Origin of the sequence: Chitinophaga sp. S165 (assembly GCF_003182155.1) — a bacterium.
GTDB lineage: Bacteria > Bacteroidota > Bacteroidia > Chitinophagales > Chitinophagaceae > Chitinophaga.
This window is the reverse complement of sequence record NZ_QGTG01000004.1, coordinates 422719-449407: the sequence shown is the minus strand read 5'-3', so window position 1 is coordinate 449407 and position 26689 is coordinate 422719. Positions and strand designations below refer to the sequence as shown.

The 26689-nt window shown below is 44.9% G+C and carries 22 protein-coding genes; 6 read left to right on the top strand and 16 right to left on the bottom strand.

Annotation, left to right across the window (positions count from 1 at the left end; all coding sequences use genetic code 11):
- Position 1 precedes the first annotated feature (1 nt).
- The 3 genes from C7475_RS19075 to C7475_RS19065 all read left to right on the top strand — a co-directional run bounded on the left by C7475_RS19075 (position 2) and on the right by C7475_RS19065 (position 2449).
- Positions 2-880 carry a 1-aminocyclopropane-1-carboxylate deaminase/D-cysteine desulfhydrase gene (locus C7475_RS19075; protein ID WP_199236256.1) on the top strand — a complete coding sequence of 293 codons (879 nt, stop codon included), beginning with the start codon at positions 2-4 and terminating at the stop codon, positions 878-880.
- Positions 881-1010: 130 nt separating this feature from the next.
- Positions 1011-1460 carry a hypothetical protein gene (locus tag C7475_RS19070; protein WP_146217595.1) on the top strand — a complete coding sequence of 150 codons (450 nt, stop codon included), beginning with the start codon at positions 1011-1013 and terminating at the stop codon, positions 1458-1460.
- 167 nt (positions 1461-1627) lie between these two features.
- A complete protein-coding gene (locus C7475_RS19065) occupies positions 1628-2449 on the top strand; it encodes a hypothetical protein (protein WP_146217594.1) in 822 nt (273 codons plus the stop codon).
- A 46-nt stretch (positions 2450-2495) separates the two neighbouring features.
- Here the strand turns inward: C7475_RS19065 and lipB are convergent, their stop codons facing one another.
- On the bottom strand, positions 2496-3212 hold the full coding sequence (gene lipB, locus C7475_RS19060; RefSeq protein WP_110054973.1) for a lipoyl(octanoyl) transferase LipB: 717 nt from the start codon (positions 3210-3212) through the stop codon (positions 2496-2498).
- A 395-nt stretch (positions 3213-3607) separates the two neighbouring features.
- Here lipB and C7475_RS19055 point away from each other — a divergent pair, with 395 nt between their 5' ends.
- Positions 3608-4678, top strand: a complete 1071-nt coding sequence (locus C7475_RS19055) for an RluA family pseudouridine synthase (RefSeq protein WP_199236255.1) — start codon at positions 3608-3610, stop codon at positions 4676-4678.
- A gap of 65 nt (positions 4679-4743) precedes the next feature.
- Positions 4744-6408 carry a gliding motility-associated C-terminal domain-containing protein gene (locus C7475_RS19050; protein WP_158286548.1) on the top strand — a complete coding sequence of 555 codons (1665 nt, stop codon included), beginning with the start codon at positions 4744-4746 and terminating at the stop codon, positions 6406-6408.
- A gap of 77 nt (positions 6409-6485) precedes the next feature.
- Here the strand turns inward: C7475_RS19050 and C7475_RS19045 are convergent, their stop codons facing one another.
- The 9 genes from C7475_RS19045 to C7475_RS19005 all read right to left on the bottom strand — a co-directional run bounded on the left by C7475_RS19045 (position 6486) and on the right by C7475_RS19005 (position 13046).
- Positions 6486-7415, bottom strand: coding sequence for a hypothetical protein (locus tag C7475_RS19045; protein ID WP_110054970.1), 930 nt, complete (start codon positions 7413-7415; stop codon positions 6486-6488).
- 27 nt (positions 7416-7442) lie between these two features.
- Positions 7443-8276 (bottom strand): anti-sigma factor domain-containing protein, encoded by an 834-nt coding sequence (locus tag C7475_RS19040; protein WP_110054969.1) that lies wholly within the window; start codon positions 8274-8276, stop codon positions 7443-7445.
- Between the two features lie 2 nt (positions 8277-8278).
- Positions 8279-8830 carry an RNA polymerase sigma factor gene (locus C7475_RS19035; RefSeq protein ID WP_012789579.1) on the bottom strand — a complete coding sequence of 184 codons (552 nt, stop codon included), beginning with the start codon at positions 8828-8830 and terminating at the stop codon, positions 8279-8281.
- 225 nt (positions 8831-9055) lie between these two features.
- Positions 9056-9910, bottom strand: a complete 855-nt coding sequence (locus tag C7475_RS19030; protein ID WP_146217593.1) for an anti-sigma factor domain-containing protein — start codon at positions 9908-9910, stop codon at positions 9056-9058.
- 4 nt (positions 9911-9914) lie between these two features.
- A complete protein-coding gene (locus tag C7475_RS19025; protein WP_110054967.1) occupies positions 9915-10463 on the bottom strand; it encodes an RNA polymerase sigma factor in 549 nt (182 codons plus the stop codon).
- A gap of 67 nt (positions 10464-10530) precedes the next feature.
- Complete coding sequence (def, locus tag C7475_RS19020) at positions 10531-11109, bottom strand: peptide deformylase (RefSeq protein WP_110054966.1); 579 nt, start codon at positions 11107-11109, stop codon at positions 10531-10533.
- A gap of 111 nt (positions 11110-11220) precedes the next feature.
- Entirely contained in the window at positions 11221-11631 is a 411-nt protein-coding gene (gene ruvX / locus C7475_RS19015) for a Holliday junction resolvase RuvX (protein ID WP_110054965.1), read from the bottom strand.
- A gap of 9 nt (positions 11632-11640) precedes the next feature.
- Positions 11641-12507, bottom strand: a complete 867-nt coding sequence (locus C7475_RS19010; protein WP_110054964.1) for a UbiA-like polyprenyltransferase — start codon at positions 12505-12507, stop codon at positions 11641-11643.
- Positions 12507-13046 (bottom strand): RNA methyltransferase, encoded by a 540-nt coding sequence (locus tag C7475_RS19005; protein ID WP_233259897.1) that lies wholly within the window; start codon positions 13044-13046, stop codon positions 12507-12509. The genes C7475_RS19010 and C7475_RS19005 overlap by 1 nt, the downstream gene beginning before the upstream one ends.
- A gap of 86 nt (positions 13047-13132) precedes the next feature.
- On the opposite strand from C7475_RS19005, the gene mutS reads away from it, so the two are divergent.
- Positions 13133-15736: a DNA mismatch repair protein MutS gene (mutS, locus tag C7475_RS19000; RefSeq protein WP_110054962.1), complete on the top strand. Its 2604-nt coding sequence runs from the start codon at positions 13133-13135 to the stop codon at positions 15734-15736.
- A gap of 38 nt (positions 15737-15774) precedes the next feature.
- On the opposite strand, the gene C7475_RS18995 is transcribed toward mutS, so the two are convergent.
- From C7475_RS18995 to C7475_RS18970, 6 genes are all read right to left on the bottom strand, one after another.
- Complete coding sequence (locus C7475_RS18995) at positions 15775-17088, bottom strand: calcium-binding protein (RefSeq protein ID WP_110054961.1); 1314 nt, start codon at positions 17086-17088, stop codon at positions 15775-15777.
- Positions 17089-17226: 138 nt separating this feature from the next.
- A complete protein-coding gene (locus C7475_RS18990) occupies positions 17227-18945 on the bottom strand; it encodes a SusD/RagB family nutrient-binding outer membrane lipoprotein (protein ID WP_110054960.1) in 1719 nt (572 codons plus the stop codon).
- 31 nt (positions 18946-18976) lie between these two features.
- Positions 18977-22243, bottom strand: a complete 3267-nt coding sequence (locus C7475_RS18985) for a SusC/RagA family TonB-linked outer membrane protein (protein ID WP_110054959.1) — start codon at positions 22241-22243, stop codon at positions 18977-18979.
- Between the two features lie 468 nt (positions 22244-22711).
- Positions 22712-24043, bottom strand: a complete 1332-nt coding sequence (locus C7475_RS18980; protein ID WP_110054958.1) for a cytochrome c — start codon at positions 24041-24043, stop codon at positions 22712-22714.
- A gap of 21 nt (positions 24044-24064) precedes the next feature.
- Positions 24065-24640 (bottom strand): redoxin domain-containing protein, encoded by a 576-nt coding sequence (locus C7475_RS18975; protein ID WP_110054957.1) that lies wholly within the window; start codon positions 24638-24640, stop codon positions 24065-24067.
- A 349-nt stretch (positions 24641-24989) separates the two neighbouring features.
- On the bottom strand, positions 24990-26684 hold the full coding sequence (locus tag C7475_RS18970; RefSeq protein WP_110054956.1) for a SusD/RagB family nutrient-binding outer membrane lipoprotein: 1695 nt from the start codon (positions 26682-26684) through the stop codon (positions 24990-24992).
- Positions 26685-26689 lie beyond the last annotated feature (5 nt).

Here is a 26689-nt window from a genome sequence, read left to right as displayed (position 1 = left end):
TATGCGACTAATGCTCGATTACAACAATATCATACTACAAACTATCTCTCCTTCATGGTTGCCGGATAATATCCGGGCGGCAGTGTTGCGCCTCGATCTGCTGCATCCGGAGGTTTCGGGGAATAAGTGGTTTAAACTGCGTTATAATCTTGAAGCTGCATTTGCCAATGGAAAGAAACATATACTCACATTCGGCGGCGCCTATTCCAATCATATTGCAGCTACTGCTGCGGCCTGCCAGTTGGCGGGCATTGCGTGTACCGGCGTTATAAGAGGAGAACGGCCATCCGTGTTAAGTCATACCTTACGTGAAGCATCTGCTAAAGGAATGGAATTATTATTCATTAGCAGGGAGGCATACCGTATTAAGAATGAGACGGATTGGAGCACGCTCTATCCTGATGCATATGTAGTGCCTGAAGGTGGCAATAATGCGTTAGGGGCTAAAGGATGTGAAGAGATCCTTTCATTAGTCAATGATCCATCCTTTACACACATTGTCTGTGCCGTGGGTACAGGTACAACACTGGCAGGCCTGATCAATAGTGCGGATCATCAGCAAGAGATACGAGGTTATGTAGTCCTGAAAGGTGCTGCTTACCTGGAACAGGAAATACAATCCTTGCTGGCTCCCGCCCCTCTCCCACACTGGCAATTAGTGCATCAACATCATGGAGGAGGATATGCAAAAGTGACGCCTGCACTAAGCGGGTTTATGCGGCAATTCTATGATGAAACCGGCATTCCGCTGGATATTGTGTATACCGGTAAGTTAATCATGGGCTTCAGACAGGATGTATCTGAAGGTTTGTATCCTCCGGGTAGCAAGGTGCTGCTCATCCATACAGGCGGATTACAGGGAAATGATGACGGTAGGTAAATCCCTTTTACTTTTAGGGCTTTCAGCATTTTACTTAAATGTATGTACTTCCTGCAACGGTCATCAAAACAAAAAGATAAAGAGCAGACCTCCTGTTGTATGTAGCGATACCAGCAAACACCAATTTGTATTGGATACCATAAAAGGCTATGAGTTTAAGCCCGATGTGAATCTTACTCTCCTGCTGGATATTGAGGAATTCAACAGTAAAGAAGAATTCGATAAATATTTTATGAGGCCACCTATCCCCACAGACAGTGTTCCGCCAGCCTTAAACTTTAAGGACAACTGGCTGGTAGGTATCCTTGTCGATAACAGAACACCTAACATTAATGACCTCAACCGTTGGGATGATGTAGATGCAAAACTCTTCGTCGATAGCTCTTTTACAAAAAACTGCCAGCTTATTATTCCCTTTTTCCTGTTGGCAAATCAGTCTCCTGTTTTTGGAACACCAGCTCCGAAAAGGAAATTTGTGCTGTTCAGTATTCCAAGGTCTGCACAATTCAACGAGGTGTATGTGAAAAACACGGGAGGAAGCTTGTCACGCTCCATAAGGGTTCCCGCTGCTGAAGAGTAAAATGTTTGTTTTACTTTCCGGGCTCTTCTCCCTTTTATTAAAAGCTTTGTTAAATGGTATCCTGATACACTATCTCCATATATCAGAATTGTTTATATTTACGCAGTTCACTATTTTCAATCGTCTATTTACTATTTTTGCCAACTTAAGAGGAAAACCGGTGTTTTTTGTCCAACAAAAGGCATTGGGAAGTATGGATACAGGAATTAGCATTTATGAAGCAGTTGTCGCGTACTATTCTATTCGCAGTCTTTTTTGCAGGTTTATTTATAACGTCAGTTTCAGTTAAAGCACAGACTACCACCACACCGCCAGTATTACCAGATTTCTCTGCACTGATCAAAACAGGCAAGATCCAACTTGACTTCATATCCGGATTCAGGGAGGTTAAATTCATCGGGGTGCAGCGCTCCCTGGATAGCGTATTGAATTTCAGTACGATCGGGCTGGTGAACAATCCGAATGATTTCAGGAATAGTTATCAGGACGTCAAACCCCTTCCCGGTTCCAACTACTATCGCCTGTTCATTCAGTTCAATAACGGCCGCTACCTTTATTCCAGAATTATCCTTGCTGTTCCGGACAGTACCATAGACGGGAGCAAAAAACTACAGCTTGCTGACGTAAAAGAGGCGATTGCAGCCGCTAAAGAGGCCGGGGTAAACACTGGAGCACCCGGAACCTCAAAAGACAAAAATGAGGCCCATAAAGAGGAAAAAATAGTATGGCATCCTTCCAACTATGTATATACCACTGCAGACGGCAATGTGAATATCAAACTGCCGGACGCTGTTGACAAGAAATACAGTGTGAAGTTCTTCGAACCGGATGGGTCTTTCCTGTTCGAGATCAAAGAAGTAAAGGAGCCTTTCCTGATACTCGAAAAAGCCATTTTCCTGCACTCAGGCTGGTTTAATTTCGAGATCTACCAGGACGGCAAATCCTATGAGAAGTGGAACCTGTTCATTCCACTGAACTACAGGAACTAATATATTGATTGATAACTTTTCATCATTCAAGGATCATCAATAATCCTTAATCCATTATCATTTCTGCTTCAAATACTTCTGCGAAGTATTTGCTGATCTTAGCTTTGACTTCCGCTTCCGGTATGACAAAGCCTAACTCTTCCTGCATGGAAGCAACCTTCTTATCAGTAATGCCGCAGGGAACGATATTACCAAAATAGGCCATATCGGTGTTCACATTCAGGGCAAAACCATGCATGGTCACCCAACGGCTGCAACGTACCCCCATCGCACAGATCTTACGCGCACGGATAGGGTCCTGCGGGTCCAGCCACACGCCGGTCTCTCCCGCTGAGCGCTCTCCCTTGATGCCATAGTCTGCCAGCGTACGGATGATAACCTCTTCCAGGAAACGGAGATATTTCCCGATATCAGTAAAGAACTGTTCCAGGTCCAGGATTGGATATCCTACCACCTGCCCGGGACCATGATAGGTGATGTCACCTCCCCGGTTCGTATTTGTAAAGCTGATCCCTTTGTCTTCCAGCTGATGGCCATCCAACAACAAATTCTCTATATGGCCGCTTTTTCCAAGTGTATAAATGTGCGGATGCGCACAGAGCAAGAGGTAATGGGTCGTTTCCTTTGCCTGACCGGCCGGTATCTCCCCTTTTGCCAATGCCTGCTTGATACGTACATTCTCCTGTAAAAGCTGCTCCTGGTAGTCCCAGGCCTTCTGATAATCAATGATTCCCAGGTCGTTCGTGTGGATCTTCTTGTTCATATTGCAGGCACAAAAGTACGGAATTAGTTGATCTCACATCCTCCCTGTCAGCCTTCTGCTTCCTTAAATCCCCGCTGGTAGCCGAATTTCTCCTATTGTTCTTTTAGAAATGCCTTTATACAGGGTCTTTCCTCTGTTCGTCCATATCTCATCACCGGCATTTCCATATCATCTTACCGTCATCTGTATATCGAAGGGATATACAGATGACGGTAAAGTGATGGTGAAATGACGGTATAGCGATATGGAGATATAGAAACCTGGGTAAACCCAGAGCGGGATTGAACTGTAGCAGACACCTTAAATCCGGTACGGGAACACTTCTTATTGTAGTTCCCCACAATATGTGGGCATCCGGCGGGCAATCCGTACCTTTGCAAAAATTTTGAATCCTCATGGCGGAAGAACTGATTGAACTTGACGATGAACTGGAAAATGGCGAAGGCAGCGAGGAGCTGTACGAGCGGGTAAATATTATAGCAGATAAAGGCCAGGAGCCACTCCGGGTTGACAAGTTCCTGATGAACCGGGTGGAAGGTGCTACCCGTAACAAAATTCAGCAGGCTTGTGAAGATGGCATGGTCATCGTCAACGACAAACCGGTTAAATCCAACTATAAGGTAAAGGCACATGATCATATCGTGGTCTTTTCACATAAGAACCCGGAAAATACGGAGGTTATTCCGGAAGAACTTCCGCTGGATATCGTTTATGAGGATGAAGACTTAATGATAATCAATAAGTTGCCGGGAATGGTAGTTCATCCTGGCTGCGGAAACTATACCGGCACTCTGGTGAACGGGCTGGCCTGGTATCTGGGCGATCGTACCACTACACCAGTACCGGAACCGGAAATTCCCCGTTTCGGATTAGTACACCGTATTGATAAGAATACCAGCGGATTGCTTGTCGTAGCCAAATCTGACAAGGCGATGAACGATCTGGCTAAACAGTTCTTCGATCATACCGTTCAACGTCGTTATATGGCTCTTGTATGGGGCGATTTTGAGGAAGATGAAGGAACTATTCAGGCACACGTAGGACGTCACCAGCGTTTCCGCAAGATCATGGATGCATACCCGGATGGAGAATATGGCAAGGACGCTATTACCCATTACAAGGTGCTGGAACGGTATAACTATGTGACACTCATCGAATGCCGTCTGGAAACAGGACGTACCCACCAGATCAGGGTGCATATGCAACACATTGGCCATTCCCTGTTCAATGATGATACTTATGGAGGAAACCGCATCCTGAAAGGCACAGTATTCGCCAAATACAAGCAGTTTGTGGAAAACTGTTTCGAAATTATGCCACGTCATGCCCTTCACGCACAAACGCTTGGTTTTATACACCCCCGGACCCGGAAACCTATGCATTTTGAGAGTCCGCTGCCGGAAGATTTCAAGGCTGTCCTGGAGAAATGGAAGCGGTATGTAAGCGCGAGACCCTTAGACGAGTAATTCCATTAAAAAATAAAAACATATCATTTTTTTCTTTTAATTTAGCGTCTTACCCATGTCCCTTCATGAGAAGCCTATATCTATTACTCGCGGTTTTATTAACCATACTGGGTGCGTATGACGCCCAGGCACAGACACCATTTACGTATTCGACAACCTGCCAGAATGATAGTGTTAGATTTGAAATAGCTCAGGCGGACCTAGCAGATATTGATTCCGTACATTGGTATTTTGGGGACCCAGCCTCCGGCTCCGCGGATACATCCCGGAGAATAAAGGGCGCACACCTATACAATACCCTCGGTGACTACACTGTGCAACTGATCGCCTACAGAAATGGCGTTCCGGAAACCTCCACTACAAACCTGACAATCGTAGAACGTGTTATTTATGATTTCGGTCCTACAGACCAGACCATATGTGACAGTACTACCATTACCCTCACCGCACCTACCGTACCCGGAGCAACCTACGAGTGGCAGGACGGATCTACTGATCCAAGTATCCTGGTCGACACGATGGGCACCTATAAGGTGAAGATCAACGGCTGTCTGATCGACGATTCCGTTAACGTGTTCTATACTCCCGTTCCGGAACTCGACCTGGGAGACAGCAGCCTGATACTTTGTTTAGGTGAAACATTAGAACTGGACGCTACCGCCCAGAACTGTACCTACCTGTGGAACACGGGAGATACTACGCCTAACATCATAGTACACAGTGATGTAGCAATGCCTTCTACTCCTTACATCGTAGTTGCTGATGCTAAAGGTTGTGGAATGTATCGTGATACTATCTATATCGCTTTCGCCGGTCAGGAACATCCGTTCTCTTTAGGAAAAGATACGATCTTATGTCCGGGAGAACAGATAACAGTAGATGCCACCACACCAGGTGCTACCGCTTACAGATGGAGTAACGGCGCCGAAACGCCCACAACCCGAATACGAAGTCGATGGGACCTCTGGGTCTTTGTGAATATCAACAATACCTGTGAGGTGCTCGATACGATCCTGATCCGTTTTAAACCTGAAGAGAATCTGAACCTGGGGAATGATACTGTTGTGTGTAAAGGTGAAACGCTGGTACTGAAAGCTGACTTCGGAACTGCCTCCTACCGTTGGCAGGATACCTCCAAACAGGCTACCTACTATGTACGTGAAACCGGTTACTACTGGGTAAGGGCACAGGTGGGACGTTGTGTTGACAGCGATACCATCCACGTACAGTTTGAAGATACATTACGAACGAACCTGGGACCAGATACTTTATTATGTATAGGAGAGGTTTACAACTTGCATCCAGACGGTGCAGGGGCACAATATAAATGGCAGGACAGTTCTTCCCTACCACTGTTCCCGGTTACGCAGGCAGGACATTATGCCATCGTGGCGACGAATAGTTGCGGACAATCAATAGACGAATTAGATATCACCTACCAGGAGTGCGGTTGCCAGGTATATTTACCGACGGCCTTTACACCGAACGCAGATGGATTGAACGACTACTTCCGACCGAAATTCAGGTGTGCAATTTCCGACTTCGAGCTGGTGCTTTTCAACCGGTGGGGGCAACGGATCTACTACACCACCGATCCGGGAGTAGGCTGGAAAGGTACCTGGGACAAAGGACGCGTACCGGTAGGAACATATGTTTGGGTGATGGATTACAAGATCGTAGCAACCGGAGAGAAAGTGAAGAAGACAGGTTCTGTAACAGTGATCTACTAAAGATAAAAACGACATAAAAACGAAAGAGGGGATCTTCATTGATGAAGATCCCCTCTTTCGTTTTATACTTTACATCGTTATTCGGTGAAGCTATGGAACTTTGCTATGAACTTCGCTGTTTCCCTTTTCTTAAAAGGAACGTCCCAGGTACCGTCGTAGGTAACCAGTGCCGGGATGAGCAGTCCTTGTTGTTTCGTCATCTGTACATTCATCTTCACATCAAAATCAAAGACCATTGTTTTGTAAGAGAGGGAATAAATGCGGCCCACTATCTCAAAATTGTCTTTATTAAAATAAGTGATCAGCTCATTTATCACCACGTCTCCCCTGTCCAGGCTATTAAGACCAGGTTTGGCTTTTGCAGTGAATACATAACAGGGAATATTGCCGGCATAATTCTCTGAAGTGATAGAGAAGTCGTACAGCCTCATTACTTCCGGATCAAAAATAGCCACCTTGCCGCCAACGATAGGAACACCTTTAACTGGTTTACCGGGGTTGAAGATGAGCTTTTTCAGCTGGTTTTTATGTCTGGCTATGCTGCCTTTAGCTCTTTCGGGTTCTTCTCCGCTGGCATCTACACATACGGTGCCTTTAGTGAAAAACAGGTTGCCGTATAACTCTGCCGTATAATAATTGTATTCTCCCTTTTTGTCAAAGAAATCGCCTGTAACGTTTTGGCTAAGTACTTTCATGGTGCGGCATCTGCCTTGCATGGTTTGCACTGTCTGGCCTTTAAGCGAAGCCTGAATTTCGTTATTCTTATCATAAATGCGGATATCATTGTCAGAAGTATATCCCAGGAGACGCAGGTTCTTGAAAGCACGGTAAAAAGTAGTGTCGTCTTCTACTCTTTTTATGAAGCTGTTGACATCAAAGCCTATACGTTTGGCTTCAACGATCACTTCATCCAGGTTAACGGTCATCCCCTTGTATCTGGCGGTATCCTGTGCATAGGTTTGCTGAAAGAAAAACAGTGTGATAGTATAGATCCAGATTTTTCGCATGCTGCGAAATTATGTATTTTACTCATTTTAGCTGGCTTTTCCTGCCACATACATCTGGTCTAGTGTAGGAACGGGGCTTCCGCCTTTTTTCTCTAGGGTTATAGCAAACATCTCAGCGTTGTCTATAGATTTCATCTTCTGCAGCAATTCATGATGGCCGCCCATCTCAAATACGCCCATATCAACCGGTTTGCCATCTACAATGGCCCACAGCTGGTATTGTTTATCGGCGGCCGGTTCCGGCAGATTGTTCACCATGACGAACACTTCTTTTGACTGCTGATTCCAGTAAATGGTAGCCAGTGCTGAAGGGAACGGTTTGGTACCAGGCATCTTTACTGTCTTCATGGAAGGGTCCTTTACGAGATCCATGGAGTGTTCCATTTGTTCCACGCGGGTTTTATACAGGTTTGATTCAGATGCCAATGTATTTTGTGTGGAGAGTAATGCTTCGTAGCGGCCTTTATAATCGTTGATCTGTCCGAAGAATACATAATTAAGTAACAGGCTGCCCAGCAATAACAGGATAGCGGCAACAGCAATCCAGCGCCAGGAGCTGTTTACATAAACTTTTGTTTCAGGGAATGCTTCAGTTTCTGTTTCGGTAGTGAGGGCGCCACTTTCACGTGCCGCTTCTTCATTAACGATGATATGAAAGATACGTTGTTTAAGATCGGCAGGCGGCGTTTTGGATTGTAAAGTAACATATTGCTCCATATCCAGCTGGCAGTCATTCACTGCAGCTGCAACTTCCGGATATTGCGTCATGCCGCGTTCCAGCTCCTGGATCTCGTTGGAGGTAGCTAGTCCGCTTACATAAGCTTCGATCAATCCGGACGATATGAAACGTGATGCGTCCACTCTTATACTAATTTTAGTAAGTTCCTTAATTGTATTATGGCATTTCTCATCCTTGTTTTTACGGTACCCAAAGGAATTTCCAGCACCTTGGAGATCTCTTCCTGGGTGCAACCTTTGTAATACGCTAAATCAATGATGATTCGTTGTTCCTTGGTTAATTTTTCAAGAACCTTTGAAAGTCCCAGATGGTCAACGGATGGGTGTACAGTTAAATTACCTGTATATAAATGTACGTCATCTCCAATGTCTTGGATTTTCTGATCCATTTTATGGGCCTTCGAGCGAAGAGTATCAATAGCAGAATTGCGGGTAATATTGAGCATCCAGGTAAACAAACGTCCCTTACTTTCATCATACCGGTCGATGTTACGCCATATTTTGAGGAACACTTCCTGCAGGACATCATTCGCATTACTTTCGTCGTTGAGCACCTTTAGCGCTACACCGTACAAAGCGGGGGAATAACGGTCATAGAGGTAGCCGAATACCTTCTGGTCTTTGGCTTTCAGCCCCTGTACCAGCTCAGATTCCGTATATGTAAACGCGGATTCCAAAACAGTAATAAATTTTGTTAAAAATAATTATCAGTGTGCTCCACTATTTAGCTGCAGGCGCTACAGTATGATTGGAACTGTTACCGGTACAACTTTGTTACAATCCTAATAAGTCCTAATTAGATGGTTAATGGGAATGCAATATTAAAGGAAAGATAGCAATTATTACGGAATAATTGATAATGAGCGCTCTAGTGCGGTTAAAGGGTAAAAATGAGAGGAAGATCAGCCAGCTACTTTTCCGGCTACAAACATCTGGTCTAAGGTAGGTGAAGGGTTTCCTCCTTTCTTTTCGAGGGTCACGGCAAAAACCTGTGCATTTTCCACCGGCTTTACTTTTTGTACGGAGTGAGCTTTGCTGCCCAGCTCAAATACGCCGGCGTCAATTGGTTTACCATTAACGATGGCCCACAGTTGATATTGTTTATCTGCTGGCGGCTCTGGCAAAGCCTGTGCAAGAATAAATGTTTCTTTGGATTGTGGGTTCCAGCAAACGGTTGCAACCACGCCCGTGTGTTTACCCACACCCGGCATGCGTGTCCATTTGAAGGAAGGATCTTTCATCACGCCCATTTCTTTATGAGCAAAATCCAGCTGTTCCTTCAACGCTTCTTTCTCAGCCATCAGGGAAGACTGTTCTGCCTGCAGGGAGGAAATTTGCTGTTGGTAGCCACCGGAATTACTATAGGAAACGACGTTCATCACCACGCTACCCAGCAACAATACGATCGCCGCGGCGGCGCTGTATTGCCAGATCTGGAGTTGTGATAAATTTATTCCTGTATTTTCTGAGAAAGTATCTTCGTTCGTTTCTGTGATGGTTTCAGATTCAGCAACAACGGGTTCGTCGGCTTCTGTTTTGTGCAGGCGTTCCATTATCTGGCGCTTGATACCAGCGGGAGGTTTGGTAGCCCACAATTGTATATAGCGTTCCATGTCCACCTGCAAAGCATCGGCAGCAGCCTTTACTTCAGGATACTGTTGCATTGCACTGAGCACCTCACGGGATTCTACTTCTGAAAGTAACCCTGTGACATGGTTCTCAATAATACCGGACGATATGTAACGTTGAACATCCACTTGCTTACATCTGTTTTAAAATATTCCGCAATTGTATGATCGCATTACGCATCCTGGTCTTCACTGTTCCCAAAGGGATATCCAATATCTTCGCAATTTCTTCTTGCGTGCACCCTTTATAATAAGCCAGGTCTATAATAACACGTTGTTCCTTATTAAGCTGCTCCACCACTTTAACCAAACCAAGATGGTCCACGGAAGGGTGGATGGCCAACTGGTCTGATGCAAGTCCGTTGCTCCCTAATTCACTAGCTTTTTGCCCCATTTTATGGGCCTTTGAGCGGAGAGTATCAATGGCGGTATTACGCGCGATGTTCACCATCCAGGTGAACAGGCGGCCTTTATCGGAATCATAGCGCTCAATGCTGCGCCAGATCTTGAGAAAGATTTCCTGCAGCACATCACCGGCAACTGTTTCATCGTTTACCACTTTAAGGGCAATACCATATAAGGCCGGTGAATAATGGTCATATAAGTACCCGAAATGTTTTTCGTTCCTCGCCTTAAGGCCAAGCACTAATTCGGATTCTGTATATGTGACTGCTGCTCCCAATGTATTGTATTAGTTTGCAGGCACTAAAGTAATAGGGATTTTTAACATTACAAAATTTTCACTTGTTTTATTTGTGAAATATCATTTTGTAATCCACACTGATCTTGCCTTTTGTGATGTCTTCCAGTTTGCCTTTCAGCATTCTTCTCTTTAATGGCTTCAGATAATCAATGAACAGTTTACCATCAATATGGTCGTATTCATGGAATATTACACGGGCGGTTACGCCTGAGAATGTCTTTTCCTGTGGTTGGAATTTTTCGTCTACATAACGGATGGTTACGGTTTCGGGACGATATACGTCTTCACGCACTTTCGGAATGCTTAAGCAACCTTCATTATAAGGCCACTCTTCACCACCAGTGCTAACAATGTGCGCATTGATAAATACCTGCTTCACACCTTCATCACCAGGATAGTCGTTCTTTTCGTCTTCTTCCAGGTTGTTGATGATCTGCTCACTGTCTACAACAAAAAGGCGGATAGGCCTGTTGATCTGTGGTGCTGCCAGTCCTACTCCGCTGGAAGCATACATGGTTTCCCACATATTAGCAATCAGTTGCTCTAACTGAGGGTAATCTGGAGTAATATCTTCACACATTTTCCGTAATACCGGATGACCGTAAGCAACTATAGGTAGAATCATTTTAAAAAATTTTCAGAAATGCAAAGGTAAGTATCAATCAGGAAATAGGAATGAGGAATTGAAATGTAGTGCGCTGCGCAATACAAAAACCCTTAAACCCCGATTAATCAATTATTTATATTGGAGATATTCCTGCAGGATGATCGTAGCACTGATCTCGTCCACCAGTCCCTTGTTCTGTCTGTCCTTCTTTTTCATGCCACTATCTATCATGGACCGGAAGGCCAGTTTGGAAGTGAATCGTTCGTCTACTTTCTTAACAGGTACTTGTGGGAAATTCTTCTGCAGGATACGCACACATTCAGTTACAAGTGCGGTGGCATCAGTAGCTTCCCCATCCAGGTTCTTAGGATCGCCTATCAGGAACAGTTCTACTGATTCCTGGGCGAGGTATTTTTTGAGATAAGGGATCAGGTCATGCGTAGGTACGGTGGTCAGACCGGTGGCTATCATCTGCAGCGGATCTGTCACTGCAAGTCCTGTTCTCTTTTTTCCATAATCTATTGCAAGGATACGGGCCATACTAACTTTTTAACCGAGGATGAACATATCGGCAATGGCGAATACGGCAAATACCACGCTGGCAATACCATTTGTAGTCATAAAGGCAAGGTTGACACGGCTCAGATCATTTGGTTTTACCAGCAGGTGCTGAGAGATCAGCATGCTGACAAATACCAGCGCGCCTATTGCATACAGCCAGTGGAAGTTACCATAGAAGCCGATCGCAATAGCCAGGGAACCTGAAATAAGGTGTAAGGCCTCAGAGAAGTGCAGTGCCCCTGCTTTTCCCAACCATGCAGGAATAGAGTTCAGGGCCAATGAACGGTCAAAATCCTCATCCTGTAAAGAATAAATAATGTCAAAACCTGCTACCCAGCATAATACAAGGCAGGACAACATTACAGGCAATACCGCAAACTGACCTGTAACCGCCAGGTAAGCACCTACCGGCGCAAGGGATAAACCCAGGCCCAGTACCAGATGACACAATGCGGTAAAGCGTTTGGTATAACTATATCCCAGTACTACCAGCAAAGCTACCGGCGACAGGATAAAACATAACAGGTTGATAAACCAGGTAGCCGCAATGAAGAGCAGACAGTTCACAATAACAAACGTGAGCGCATTCTTCTCAGTGATCACTCCCCGGGGAATTTCCCTGTTCACGGTACGTGGGTTCTTTCTGTCAATGTCTGCATCCAGATAACGGTTGAAGGCCATTGCCGCGCTACGGGCAAACACCATGCACAGCACAACCAGTACGAACGACTGCCAGCTGAAAGAATGATCAGTTTTGGTAGTAGCCATAAAAAAGCCTGTCAGTGCGAAAGGCATGGCAAATATTGTATGGGCGAATTTTACCAGCGAAAGGTATTTATTAACCGTTGCGATCATTATGCCTGTTGTTTTTTCAGTTTTGCAAATATATCCCAAACCACAATACCGGTGCTCACAGAGATGTTTAATGAATGTTTCATGCCAGACTGCGGTATTTCAATACAGCCGTCCACGAGTTTCATCACTTCTGCATCCACACCCGTCACCTCGTTTCCAAATACCAGTGCCAGTGGCTTACCGGCTGCCGGCTCAAATGCATCCAGCATAATGCTGTTCACTGCCTGTTCGATTGCCAGGACCGTATATCCGGCATCCCTGAGTTCCGTCACCGCTTCAACAGTAGTGGCAAAGTATTGCCATTCAACCGTTTCAGTGGCGCCTAACGCCGTTTTCTGAATATCACGGTGAGGCGGTACGGGAGTATATCCACATAAAACGATGCCTTGTAAAAGGAATCCGTCTGCCGTACGGAATACCGATCCTACATTGTGCATGCTGCGTACATTGTCAAGTACCAGCACCAAAGGTGTTTTATCAGCCGCCTTAAACTGGTCCACCGTTTTGCGGCCAAGTTCATCCATGCTTAATTTTCGCATTTTGCAAAAATACGACAAAATGAGTACTACCGGTATGTGTACATCTCTCCCTTCAGCACGTCCGGACATTATTATATATTTGCCGAATGGCAAAAAGCAAATCAGAAACTCCTCTCATGCAACAGCATAACGCTATTAAAGCCCGTTATCCGGATGCGGTGCTGTTGTTCCGTGTGGGAGATTTTTATGAAACTTTTAATGACGATGCGATCATCGCATCCAAAGTATTAGGTATCGTGCTCACCAAAAGAGCCAATGGTTCTGCATCCCAACAGGACCTTGCAGGTTTTCCACACCACTCCCTCGATACCTATCTCCATAAGCTGGTAAAGGCAGGCTACCGTGTAGCGGTGTGCGACCAGCTGGAAGATCCCAAAATGGCAAAAGGCATTGTGAAACGCGGTGTAACCGAAATGGTAACTCCCGGCGTAGCAGTGAATGATAAGATCCTGGAAAATGCCAACAACAACTTCCTGGCGGCCGTACATTTCGGTAAAGACCAGGCCGGGGTATCCTTCCTGGATATTTCAACCGGCGAGTTCTTTGTTGCACAAGGCAACCTGGAATATGTGGATAAACTCCTCCAAAGCTTCAAACCGGCAGAAGTCATATTTGCCCGTCAGCAGCAGAAACATTTCAAGGAACAATTCGGTTCCAAGTTCTATACTTATACACTGGAAGAGTGGATCTTCACGACTAACTACGCACAGGAGATCCTGCTGAAGCAGTTTGAAACACATAGTCTCAAGGGCTTTGGCGTAGAAGGGCTTTCAGAAGCGATCATTGCTGCAGGCGCCGCCCTGCATTACCTGCGCGATACAGAACATCCGCATCTGCAACATATCACCAATATTCAACGGATAGAACAGGATGACTTCCTCTGGATGGACCGGTTCACTATCCGTAACCTCGAACTGCTTGGCAGCAGTGTGGAAAATGGTCATACCCTGCTGGGCACATTGGACAGCACAGTGACGCCTATGGGCGCCAGACTGCTGAAACGGTGGCTGGTACTTCCCCTGCGGGATATCAACCAGATCAACGAACGACTGGACGTTACGGAATTCTTTATTAAAGAGACCGACCTTTCCAGGGACCTGCACCAACATCTGAAGCAAACAGGTGACCTGGAACGCCTCGTATCTAAGATCCCGTTGCGGAAGATCAATCCGAGGGAAGTGATGTCGCTGGCCAAAGCACTGCAGCAGGTGGAAGGTGTAAAGAAACTACTGTCGCAGACCGGTCATCCTTACCTGTTACAACTCAGTGAAAAGCTGAATCATTGTCCGGATATCCTCTGCCGCATCCTGGAACAGGTGATGGAAACACCACCGATACTGGTCAGCAAAGGAGGCGTTATTCAGAACGGCATACACCCTGAACTGGATAACCTCCGTACCATCGCACATTCCGGCAAGGAATACCTGCTGCGTATCCAACAGACAGAATCTGATGCTACCGGTATTCCCAGTCTGAAAGTAGCTTTCAATAACGTATTCGGTTATTACCTTGAGGTAACGAATGCGCACAAAAACAAAGTACCTGAAACCTGGATCCGTAAACAAACGCTGGCTAACGCAGAGCGCTATATTACACCGGAATTAAAAGAGTATGAAGAAAAAATAGTAGGTGCGGAAGAGAAGATCCTTTCCCTGGAAGCACAACTGTTTGATGAACTCCTCCTTGCTTTGCAGCCTCACATTCAGGCCATTCAGCTGAACGCACAGATCCTGGCGCGTATAGACTGTCTGCTGAGTTTTGCCCATAACGCTATTCACTATAAATACCGCCGTCCGAATGTTACAGAAGGTTATCACCTTGACATTCGTGAAGGCAGACACCCCGTAATAGAACGCGGTTTGCCTCCCGGTGAAAGTTATGTAGCCAATGATATCGTACTGGATAAAGAACAGCAACAGATCATCATCCTGACAGGACCGAACATGAGCGGTAAATCGGCCTTACTTCGTCAGACGGCGCTGATCACGCTGATGGCGCACATGGGCAGCTTCGTTCCTGCAGCTGCTGCGGAGATAGGTTTAACAGACAAGATCTTCACACGTGTAGGTGCTTCCGATAACCTGAGTGGCGGCGAATCCACGTTCATGGTTGAAATGAATGAAACAGCCAGTATCATCAATAATATCACACCGCGTAGCCTTGTTATATTAGATGAAATTGGCCGTGGTACCAGCACCTATGACGGTATTTCAATTGCCTGGAGCATTGTGGAATACCTGCATGACATGACGTCGCACAAGCCGAAAACACTTTTCGCCACGCACTATCATGAACTGAATGAGCTGGAGAATAAACATGGCCGGATCAAGAATTTCCATATTACAAATAAGGAGTCTGGCAATAAAGTGGTTTTCCTCCGTAAGCTGGCTCCTGGCGGCAGCCGTCACAGCTTTGGTATCCATGTGGCCCGTATGGCCGGTATGCCGCCTCAATTGCTGCAACGCGCCAATGAAGTGCTGGCACACCTGGAGGAGAAACATATTGACGCACCATTGGAGAAACATATCAAGGATATGGCCACTCCGGCGCCGAAGGTGCAGCTCAGTATTTTCGATACGCACAGCGATACCTTTAAACAGATTAGGGATATGTTGGAGAATGTGGATATCAACAGGCTAACGCCGGTAGAAGCCTTACTGAAGCTAAGTGAAATAAAGAATCTGATATAAAATAAAAGAGGGCTCGTTTCAAGCGAGCCTTCTTTTATTTATTGCCGTTTTATTTCCTGATCCTCATCTCCTTTCTCATAAGGTATGGTCATGATGATCATCGTCATCATTTCATCCTTCGTTCGCATGGCGCCATATACCAGCTGTGGTGGAAAGGAAGGATTGGATGCATTATTTACTGTATTGTCGTAAGATCCTTCCATAGTGATCACTGTACCTTTGGGGATCTTTACCAGTTTAGGGAACCAGTATATTTCCTGCCAGTTAAAATCCCATTGCGGAATAGAGACAAGCCTGATGGTGTCTTTCTGCGGTGTTACAGCATATGCTTTAAAGGTTTTACCCAGTAGGTGCATATGCGGCCATACATACATCAGCGACTGTGTTTCGGTCATCTTCACATTCAGCTTAAAAGTCTTCTCTACGTTAGCAGGGATATAAAAGAAAGGCTCGATGTCCTTCTCTCCTACACCACCGGAACCCAGTGTTGTAGCTTTTATCTGGCGTTTTACAGGCTTCTTTCTGAAAAAGAACTGTACACCGCTGATCACCTCTTCATCTCTTCCTACAGGTGCGTAATGCACTGTAAGTAATACTACACCACGTTTCGGCATAACCCAGCCCATTTCATCCGGGTAAGATTCATAAGTACTACCAGGTATCCATCCACCGAAATATTTCATTTGCTTACGGTAGTTGACATATTGCTGGTAATAATCGAGGTGTGATTCTGTATTGTCGACGTAATCAGCTGTGTTATGCAGATCAGCTTCCGGAACGTCGTCTATTTCATAGTTGGCATGATGAATGACCTTCCTGTTATTGGAAGTAAATTCTATTGCCTCCACGGCAACGGAATCAGGCAATTCAAAAGGCAGTTTATAAACAATGAAACGTTCTACATTATCGCCCTTCAGCGCGTAGGGTGATTTCATCTTCAATACCAGGTCCGGCTCCCGTTTGAACAGGGTGCCTTTTATAAAATCGGGGGCTGTTTCCTTTACCGCACTTTCTCCCCTGGGCATACCATGTTCCGCCCAATCGCCGATCATTTTAATCTCTTCGACTGTAAGTTTCCTTTCATTGGCAAAGCTCACATAATGTGGATCTGGCTTCCAGGGCGGCATGTAACGGCTCTCTGTTACACGTTTAATGAAAGACGCTCTTTTGGCAACTTCTTCATAAGTAACAAGTGGAAAAGGCGCAGCTTCTCCCTGTCTATGGCAGGGTGTGCAATTGCGATGAATGATGGGGGCAATATGCCCGAACCACGTGATGTTTTGCGCTGAAAGATCTCTCAGACCGGTAATAAGGAATAAAAGTAGTAAGGTGATGGAACTTCGCATGCTCATACGCTCAGACTTATTTATTTCATGTCGGGGAAGCGCCCTTTGTTTTTCATAATACATGGTCAAGATACAAAATCAGGCGCATAAAAAAACCGTCCGCTAAAAGCGGACGGTCCTTTATTATCAGTGTTAATGAGCAGATTAGTTTGCCATATCCCACCAAACACGGCCAGTTACATCATTTGGCTCTCCATACTCACCTGTAGTCTGCATATCTTTAATTGCAGCTTCATAGTTAGGTATGTTTTCCTGTGTACCGCTCGGAATCGGCAGCTGCCAACGACGAGGTACAGTATTTCTCGCACCGTTTGTGAAGAATGGTTCCATAGCAAGAATACCGCCTTCTTTAGGATAACCAGTACGCTTCCAGGCGCCCCATGCTTCATGAGGTGCTTTGAAATGGTTAACGAAGTTCTGAACGGCAATCTTTTCCAGCTTCTGTTCCTGGGTTCCGGTATAAGCAATATCAGCTGATGCGAGGTAAGTATCAACTTCCTCATCATTTACTGCGCTGTATTCCAGTATTTTCGCCAGGGAAGCCATAGTGTTATAATCCTTGATAGAAGCTCTGATACCTTTCAGATACCATTCTTCAGCTGACTGAGCGATGATACCTTTTTCAGATAATTCAGCCAGGATGAAACACTGTTCAGCATAAGTCATCAACGGCATAGAGTAAACACCACCACTGGTAGCACCACCGTTCTGGTCCAGATCAAACAGACGTGTCTGTACCAGTGATACTGTATCCAGGGTCATTTCAGATACTTTACCACCTATGGTAACTTTGTAGGTTTTTACACCGAACAGTTTAACATAGGCAGGATTAGTGCGGGCATCCGGACTACAAGGAGCTCCCACATAACGACGTGGGTTATAAGTAGTATTTGATGACAAAGCACCACCTTGTTTAAGGCTGTCTATTGCACTCTCTGTATATCCATTACGTCTGAAGAAGAGACGGATACGAGGATCGCTGTTTTCATACATGAAATCAACCATACCCATTGGAGCTGCAAACGGACTACCGGTATCAGGATTCCAGTTAGTACCACGAGCGAAGCCGATAGGCGCAGAGATAAATTTAAATTCCTCTTCAACACTTGTGAACAGGCCGGCAGAGCTGGCAAGTACGTCAGTGATGATCTGCTTTGCAGCAGCTTCAGATCTTTTCAGCTGACGCATAGCCATTTTCAGGCGCAGCACGTTTGCTGCTTTTGCCCATTTAGCTGCATCACCGTTATAGAACATATCTGAACTACCGTAAGACACCTGGTTAGCAGCACCTGAAGCCAAAGTTGCTACTGCAGCTTTCAGTTCATTTTCCCAGATCGGGAACAGTGTTGCCTGGTTATCATATTTAGGCGTAAACTCAGAACTATCACGTCCTTTCAATGCCTCAGTATAAGGAATGCTACCGTTTACATCAGACACTCTCCAGGCAGCGTATACCTGAATGATCTGTGCAATAGCACCGGCATTCTGGTAAGTAGCCTGCTGATCTGCCGGCATTTTGCTGATTACGCTCTTGATCTCAGTAGTATATCTTCCGATAGTTTTATAGAAATCAGGATACATACTGTTCGCTCTGTCGGAGATAGTGAACATCGGAGTAATATTGGAAGAAGTTGGCAATGAAGATCCCAACTGCATCCATCTCATGATATAAGTGTAGTTATCATAGAACCAATCCAGGTCCCTGTCTACTACTTTATACTCAGCTGCCACGATCAGATCCTGTGGCGTTGCTACCGGAGACACCACCGGATTGGTATTCAGCTCTTCAAAATTTTTGGTACAAGAGGACAGCATTAAAGAAACTGCTGCTGCTCCTAATCCCAATTTATTTATAAGTTTCATGTTTGCTAACAATTTAAAATTAATGCCTCAATTAGAATCCTACCTGCACGGTAACCGCCATGTTACGGGTGTAAGGAGTGCTACCATACTCAGAGAATGCGGAAGCGCTGTTATTACGTACCGCCTCAGGGTTGATACCAATTGGCATGTGGTTATACAGGTAACCCAGGTTACGGCCTACCAGATTGATACGAACACTGTTCACTTTTACGCGCTCCAGTATATTAGCCGGAATAGAGTAACCTACTGATACTTCACGCAGTGATACATAAGATGCATCGAATACAGAGTATTCACGGATACCGATACCCCAGTCTCCCTGCATGCTGTAATACTGGTAAGCACTCAGTGGTCTTACATAACCAGCATTGTAAGCATCTCTGTAACTCATTCCACCAATGTTCTGTAACTGTCCAGCCGGAGTAGTTACCTGAGTTCCATCCTGGAATACGCCATCCGGGATCATACCGTCGTTACGCTGAATACCTGCTGCATCAGTAAATGCGATACCACCGCTTGCAGCATCACGACCAGGTAAAGTGTTAGCTGTAGTACCACGGCCTGTACCATACTGATGAGATGCAGAGAACATATCACCACCGATACGTGCCTGTACCAGGAAGCTCAGGTTCCAGTTTTTGTATCTGAAGTTGTTGCTCAAACCGAGGTTCAGGTCTGGAGTAATATTACCCAGGTTTTCGTTTGTACCACGGATGAACTGAACTGGCAGATCACCACCGCTGAAAGCCATCAGCGCAGCACCTGCACTATTACGCTTATATGCCAGGGAGCTTGCCAGTACTCCATAAGCCTGACCAGGAGAAGCCATTACACGGATACCCTGATCTTCATTCAGCTGATAGCTGGTGATACCAGGCGCCAGTTCAACAACTTTGTTCTTGTTATGGCTACCGTTCAATGTCAGATCCCATGTGAAGTCTTTCTTCTGGATAGGAGTTGCATTGATAGCTACTTCTATACCAGTATTTTCCATGTTACCGGCATTGATATAACGTCTTTCAATACCTGATTCAAACGCTGCAGGCAGCTGAATGATCTGGTTTTTGATATTTGTTTTGTACCATGCTACGTCAACACCTAAACGGTTATTGAAGAAACGAACGTCAGCTCCTAACTCGATAGAGTGAGAGATAGAAGGTTTCAGGTTCGGGTTAGGCATGATTTCCTGGTTGAATATTTCAACACGTGGCAGGTTACTGTTAGTACCACCGCCTGTGAAGTATCCGGAAGTCTGGTAACCGCTGTTAGTCTGGAATGGATCCAGGTCACCACCTACCATTGCATAAGATGCACGTACTTTACCAAAGCTGATCACTGAAGGAAGTTTACCTTTCAGGCTCTCAGTGAATTCCCATGCACCACTGAAGGAAGGATAGAAATAAGAGTTATTGCTGGTTCCTGTCAGGTAAGTAAGAGCGGAAGACCAGTCATTACGGCCGGTAACATCCAGGAAGAATGCATTCTTGTAAGCCAGGCTGGCTGCGAAGAATACAGAGTTGATACGTTTACGCAGCAGTGGCTGGTTGTTGATCTGAGCAGCACCAACGCTGTTAGAGATCACGTATAACTGAGGAGTACGGAGACCGCCATTAGTATTATTGTAATACTGGCTACCGATACCACTGTTCCAGGTTTCAGCACCCAGGTTGATAGTTGCTTCGAAGTCTTTACCTAATTTAGGAGTGATCATAGCAATACCGGTAAAGGTGTGCTGTAATCTATCAAGACCTGATTCAGCATACAAACCTGCTCCACCTGAGAAGTTTGGACCCTGACCGGATTCTTTACGCTGTTCAAAGTTATTTTCTTTACTGAAGTTACCTTTCAACAGGAATTTCAGCCAATCAGTAGCAGTAGCGTTCAAGTTCACATAACCAGTGGTTAATGCTTCTTTCCTTCTCCAGCTATTATATTCCATTGCGAACCAATAGTCAGAACCTGCATATTGAGCTGTAGATCTCATAGAGTTATCAGGACCTACAAAGTTTTCTTTCCTGCTCCAGTACGCCGGATCATAGTTACGTGGGAACACATACACGTATTTACGCCCGAGGTTCAGTGAAGTATAGTCGCCACCCTGACGATCAGGGTTGTCAGTCTTACTCTGAGAGTACGTAACACCCGCATCAGCACTCAGGAACTTAGAGATAGTCTGAGTAACTTTTAATGAGATGTTATTTCTGTTGAATTCATTGTTCTTAACAACGCCCAGATTCTGCAGGCGGGAGTAAGACAAACGGAAAGTTCCTTTGTCGCTACCACCTTCCATAGATACGTTCGTATTATAGTACTGACCTGTACGATACATATCTTTATAGTTGTCAGGCTTTGCAGCGAAAGGCTGGATATCACCGTTAGGGAGTTTAGCCAGCTGGCCTTCCATTTTCGGACCAAAGCTTGTAGCTGCCCACTGAATTACGTTGTTACCATCAGCGTCTTTATCGAATATTGGATTACGGCCTGCACCATATACGTTCTGCAGTTCGATCGGTGTTCTGTAAACCTGTTCCAGCTGAACTGTCTGGCTTACGTTCACACCAATACCTTTACGGGTAAGACCTTTTTTGGTAGTGATCAAAACCGCACCATTCAGTGCTCTTGAACCATACAATGCAGTTGCAGCAGCACCTTTCAGTACTGTTACAGACTCATAGTCGTCTGGGTTCAGGTTTTTCAACACGTTACCGAAGTTTACTGCGTTGTCACTCACTGAGTTTTCAAAGATCACACCGTCGATGATAAAGATCGGCTGGTCTTTGTCATTCAGTGATTTAGCACCACGCAGAATGATACGGCCGGCAGCCTGAGGACCACCTACAGCACCAGAGATGTCCACGCCTGCAACTTTACCTTGCAGAGCGGCAACAGGGTTAATGGAATTGGTTTTTGAGATCTCATCACCTTTCAGTTCAGTGATCGCATAACCCAGTTTACGTTGCTCACGCTTCATACCTAAAGCGGTTACAACTACTTCATTCAGATTTTTGTTGTCTTCAGACAGGGTAATATCCAATGGTCCGTTGGCTGGAGCTTCTTTGGTAGTATATCCCATGTAGGAGAACACAAGAACCGCATTGGAAGGAACGGACAGTTTGAATCCTCCTTCTGCGTTGGACATAGTACCATTTGAAGTGCCTTTTTCCTTAACGGTAACACCCGGCAAAAGCGCGCCGTTGCTATCTTTAATGGTTCCGGACACTACCTTCTTATCCTGTGCAAACGCTGTTATACAGCAGCATAAGAATAGCAATGTGCATACAAGAAATGATCTTCGCATAGCTTTCTTTAGGTTTTAATTTATTATTTGTTGTTTAGTCTCACAGTGAAAACATAGATTTCCCAGGCCGCCTACCGGCGACAAAAAGGGGAGCTTGAAAAATTTAAACATCAATGTAAAAGCAGGTTACGGTATACCGCTAAGCATAGCCCAGTAGGATCGTCTTTCTACGATCTCCGTTTTTTTAAACTCAAAGGCATAGGCATCATCTCGTCCGCACAAAAAAATTATTATAGTTACTCCAAAGTTTACTCAACAAGTTTACTCAAATGCATGTCCCGTTATTTCCACAATTGAACCAAATTCACACATTAAGCAAAATCTTACTTTTTGCTAATGGATGCCAAACTATAAAAAATAAAATGAAGAACAAAAAACATTTAACAGTTTTTTGCCATTTTGTTAACAATGCATTAAAAATGAGAATATTACATCTTATTTGAATAAAATAATATCATTTGCCCTATTTCAAAACCTTTCATTTTTCTTCAGAATGATGTTTTCATCCTCTTTTTCATAAGGTAAAAAAACCATAACCAATGTTAACATTTCGTCGGTCGACTTCATATCGCCGTTTGAGTAAACCAGCTGGGGCGGGTTAGATGGGTTATTTGGGTTGTTAGCGGTGTTGTCATAAGTACCCTCTATGGTGAGGATAGTACCTTTAGGGATTTTTTTCAATGTTGGGAACCAGTAGATCTCCTGCCAGTTGAAATTCCAGTCAGGAATATGCACCAGTTTGATTGTGTCTTTTTCCGGCGTTACACCGTAGGCCTTAAAGACCTTGCCCACATAGTGCATGTGTGGCCACACATACAGCAGGGACTGATCTTCAGGGGTTGTCACTTTTAACTTAAAGGTTTTGACAGCATTGGCCGGGATGTAAAAGAAAGGGTCAATTTCTTTTTCGCCCACGCCGCCCGAACCCAGGCTCACAGCCCTTATATGACGTTTTACAGGTGTCTTTGTAAAATAGATCTCTACGCCACTTACATTGTCTTCTTCTTTTGCTACCGGTGCGTAGTGTATCGTCAGTAATATCACTCCTCTCTTCGGCATTACCCAGCCAATATTTTCAGGATATGATTCTCCGAAAGAACCGGGTATCCATCCACCGTAGTAGATCATATGCTTCCTGAAAGGAACGTACTGATCGTACTTGAAACGGTTGTCTTCGGTCAGATTGATGTAGTCGTCCGTATTGTAAATATCAAGATCGGGTACTGCATCAACTTCGTAATTCGCGTGATGTATGACCTTGTTGTTCGTTGTTGTGAACTGGATGGCTTCCACGTTAGCAGAATCAGGCAGTTCAAATGGTATTTTGTATACAATAAATCTTTCCAGGTTATCCCCTTTCACATGAAAGGCCTTATTCATCTTCAGCACAAGATCCGGTTTGCGGTTACCACGTGAGTGTGTGCCTGCTACTACAGTCTCTTCATCTTTTACTGCACTCTTCTTCCCTTTCGGCATATTGTGATCGGCCCAATCTGCTATCATTGCGATTTCCTCATCGGTCAATCTTCTCTGATTGGCAAAAATGGAATAATGCGGGTCAGGTTTCCATGGCGGCATGTACCTGCTCTGTGTTACTTTCTTGATGAACGCCGCTCTCTTAGCAACGTCTTCATAGGTCACCAATGAGAACGGAGCCGCATCTCCCGGCTGGTGACAAGGTGTACAGGTAGTATGTATCAGCGGAGCAATATGTTCATTCCAGGTGATACGTTGTGCTACTGCACATGATATATTGAAAATAAAAAAAAATAAAACTGATACTGCAACTCTGCATTGCATACGCGCCACTTAATATAAAACTCAATAATTACTGATCAGACAGCCTATCGGCGTAGTCTGTGATACCAGTTCGTTTCCTGTCTGCAAATTGTTGATCGCCTGTTCAAGATATTTCCTGGTGGCTTTGATACGTTTAGTACCCAGTCCTGTTACCCAGTCATCGATCAGACCTCTGTAATACTCTTTGCCATTACTGCCTATCAGCAGCACTTCAGGTGTAACGGTGGCGTTGAGATAACCGGCTACTTTCTTATCGGCATCCATCAGCATGGGGAACGTTATCTTATAATCTTTAGCATAATCAGCTACATCACTTTTAGTGAATGTCTTACCACTGATGATACCATAGAACTGCACGTCTTTATACTTATTCTGTAACTGTTGCAGCACCGGCGCATAATTCTTGCACAGCGGGCATTCAGGGGAAAGAAATATATATACCACAGGTTTGCCTGCGGGCTTTACAGTAAATGTTTTTCCATTATAATCTTTTAAACGGCCTGCAGACATCGCATTCGAACTGGCTATCAGTTGCGCGCTGAGTGTATGTACAGACAAGATCCCTGACAACAGGGCACAAAAAAATAAACGCGACATAACGAATTAGTTTATCATAACACTTCTCTCTGATCCTGGTTGATGGTGAAGGCAGCGGTGGATCTGCCTTGTTCTTCATAACTTCTGTAACATCCGGTTGATAAAATACTATACTGTGTCTTCTTAGTTCCGGTCTATCTGCACGTTAATCAACAAACCGGTTATTCTTTCCTTTCAGTTTCTGTTACGTCTGTAAGATATACAAATAAATAAAAATATCGGATAAAGAAGAACATTTTTTTAAGCCTGCTATTCTACTCTATCCACAAACAAATATGACTCAACACCCTATGTGTTATTTACATAAAAGCGCCCCGTACAGCGACGGGGCACTTTTATTTTCACTATTCTATTTCTTATCCCACCAAACGCGGCCGAAAATATCAGATGGGCCTTCTCCGAAATCCGGGTTCTGAGCCATTTCTGTTAATGCAGCTTTGTTGTTGGCAACGTTCAGATTGGTTTCATCCGCTACATTCAGGGAAGCCCTTCTTGGTATCACCTGTACAACACCGCTTGCTTTCATTACTTCCAATGCCAGTGGTGTAGTTGCATTCGGCATGCCTAATCTTTTCAGGATAGCCCATGCTTCGTTCGGCATCTTATAGTAGTTCAGGAAAGCCTGTGAAGCGATCAGTCCTGCAGCGTTCCCGGCCGTATACTTTACACCCGGACTGTTTTTGTAATTTCCTATTTCATCTTCTGTTACTGCAACATAGTCTGGCAGTCTGGCGGTATTGGCCATAGCGTCATAATTTCTGATAGACGCATCTACACCTTTGTAATACCAGCCTTCAGGATCACTGCCTGCTATACCTTTCTGTGCAAGCTCTGCACGCAGGAAACAGATATCAGCATAGGTCAGCAGCGGGAAAGTAACGTGACCAGCGCCTACCAGGCCATTGTAAGTATATTCCGGCTGGAACAAACGGTACTGTATCAGAGATACTGTATCCAGGTTCTGGTCATTTCCTTCACCATTTTTGATCTTCCTTGTTCTGAAATAACCGGGATAAGCAGTTACTGCATCAGGGCTGGAGAAAGCACCTACATAACGGTTATTCGGGAATACCGCATTAGCCGGCAGCGCTTTCTGACTTACAGCAGAATCGAAGTTTTCTCTTGAATAATCATTCTGTTGATAGAATACACGCAAGCGTGGATCTCCGTTAGCCAGCATAAAGTCCACCAGTGATTTGGATGAATGGAAACCAACTGGGTTCCAGTTACCACCTTCAGTGAATTTATCGCCTGCTATCAGTTGCAGATCATCTGCATTGCTTTCGAACAAACCACCTGCAGCCAATACTTCTGTCGCAATAGCTCTCAGTTTTTCAGGCGCTACTTTAGACAGGCGTGATGCGATCTTCAGACGAAGAGAGTTAGCACATTTCAACCATTTTGCAGATACACCTCCATAGTAAAGATCACTTGATCCGTAATTGGTCTGTGCCACTGAGTTATCTGCCAGTGTGGTAGCTATCGCTTTCAGCTCCTGGTCCCACAGCTCATACAGCGCTTCCTGTGTATCGTATTTCGGAGTGATCGTACCACCATAACGTGCCTGGAACGCTTCTGAATAAGGAATACTTCCGTTGATGTCAGATACATACCATGCATAATAGATATTCAGCAGTTTTGCGATAGCCTTTTCGTGCGCACGCTTTGCCTGCTCTTCAGCAGGCATTGCTTCTATCAGCTTCACTATATTCACCAGATTATTACCTACCCTGGTGTAATAATAACCATAACGGTTGTTCGCGTTACCGGTATTATCGGCGATGAAGTTAGCACTGTTACCACCGTTTGCCGTTGACAATTCAGTGAACAGCATGATGGTACGGTAGTAATCGTAGTAATACTCAAAGTCGCCGCTATGTATCTGTACAATAGCATTGATGAATTGACCTTCGGGTGTTACTGTAGCCAGCTTCTCAGGATCCGTATTGATTTCTGCAAACTTGCTTTTCTGACAAGCAGCGAGTGAACCACATATCACTGCATAAATGCCATACTTTTTAAACTTGCTATATATTGTTGTCATCTGTT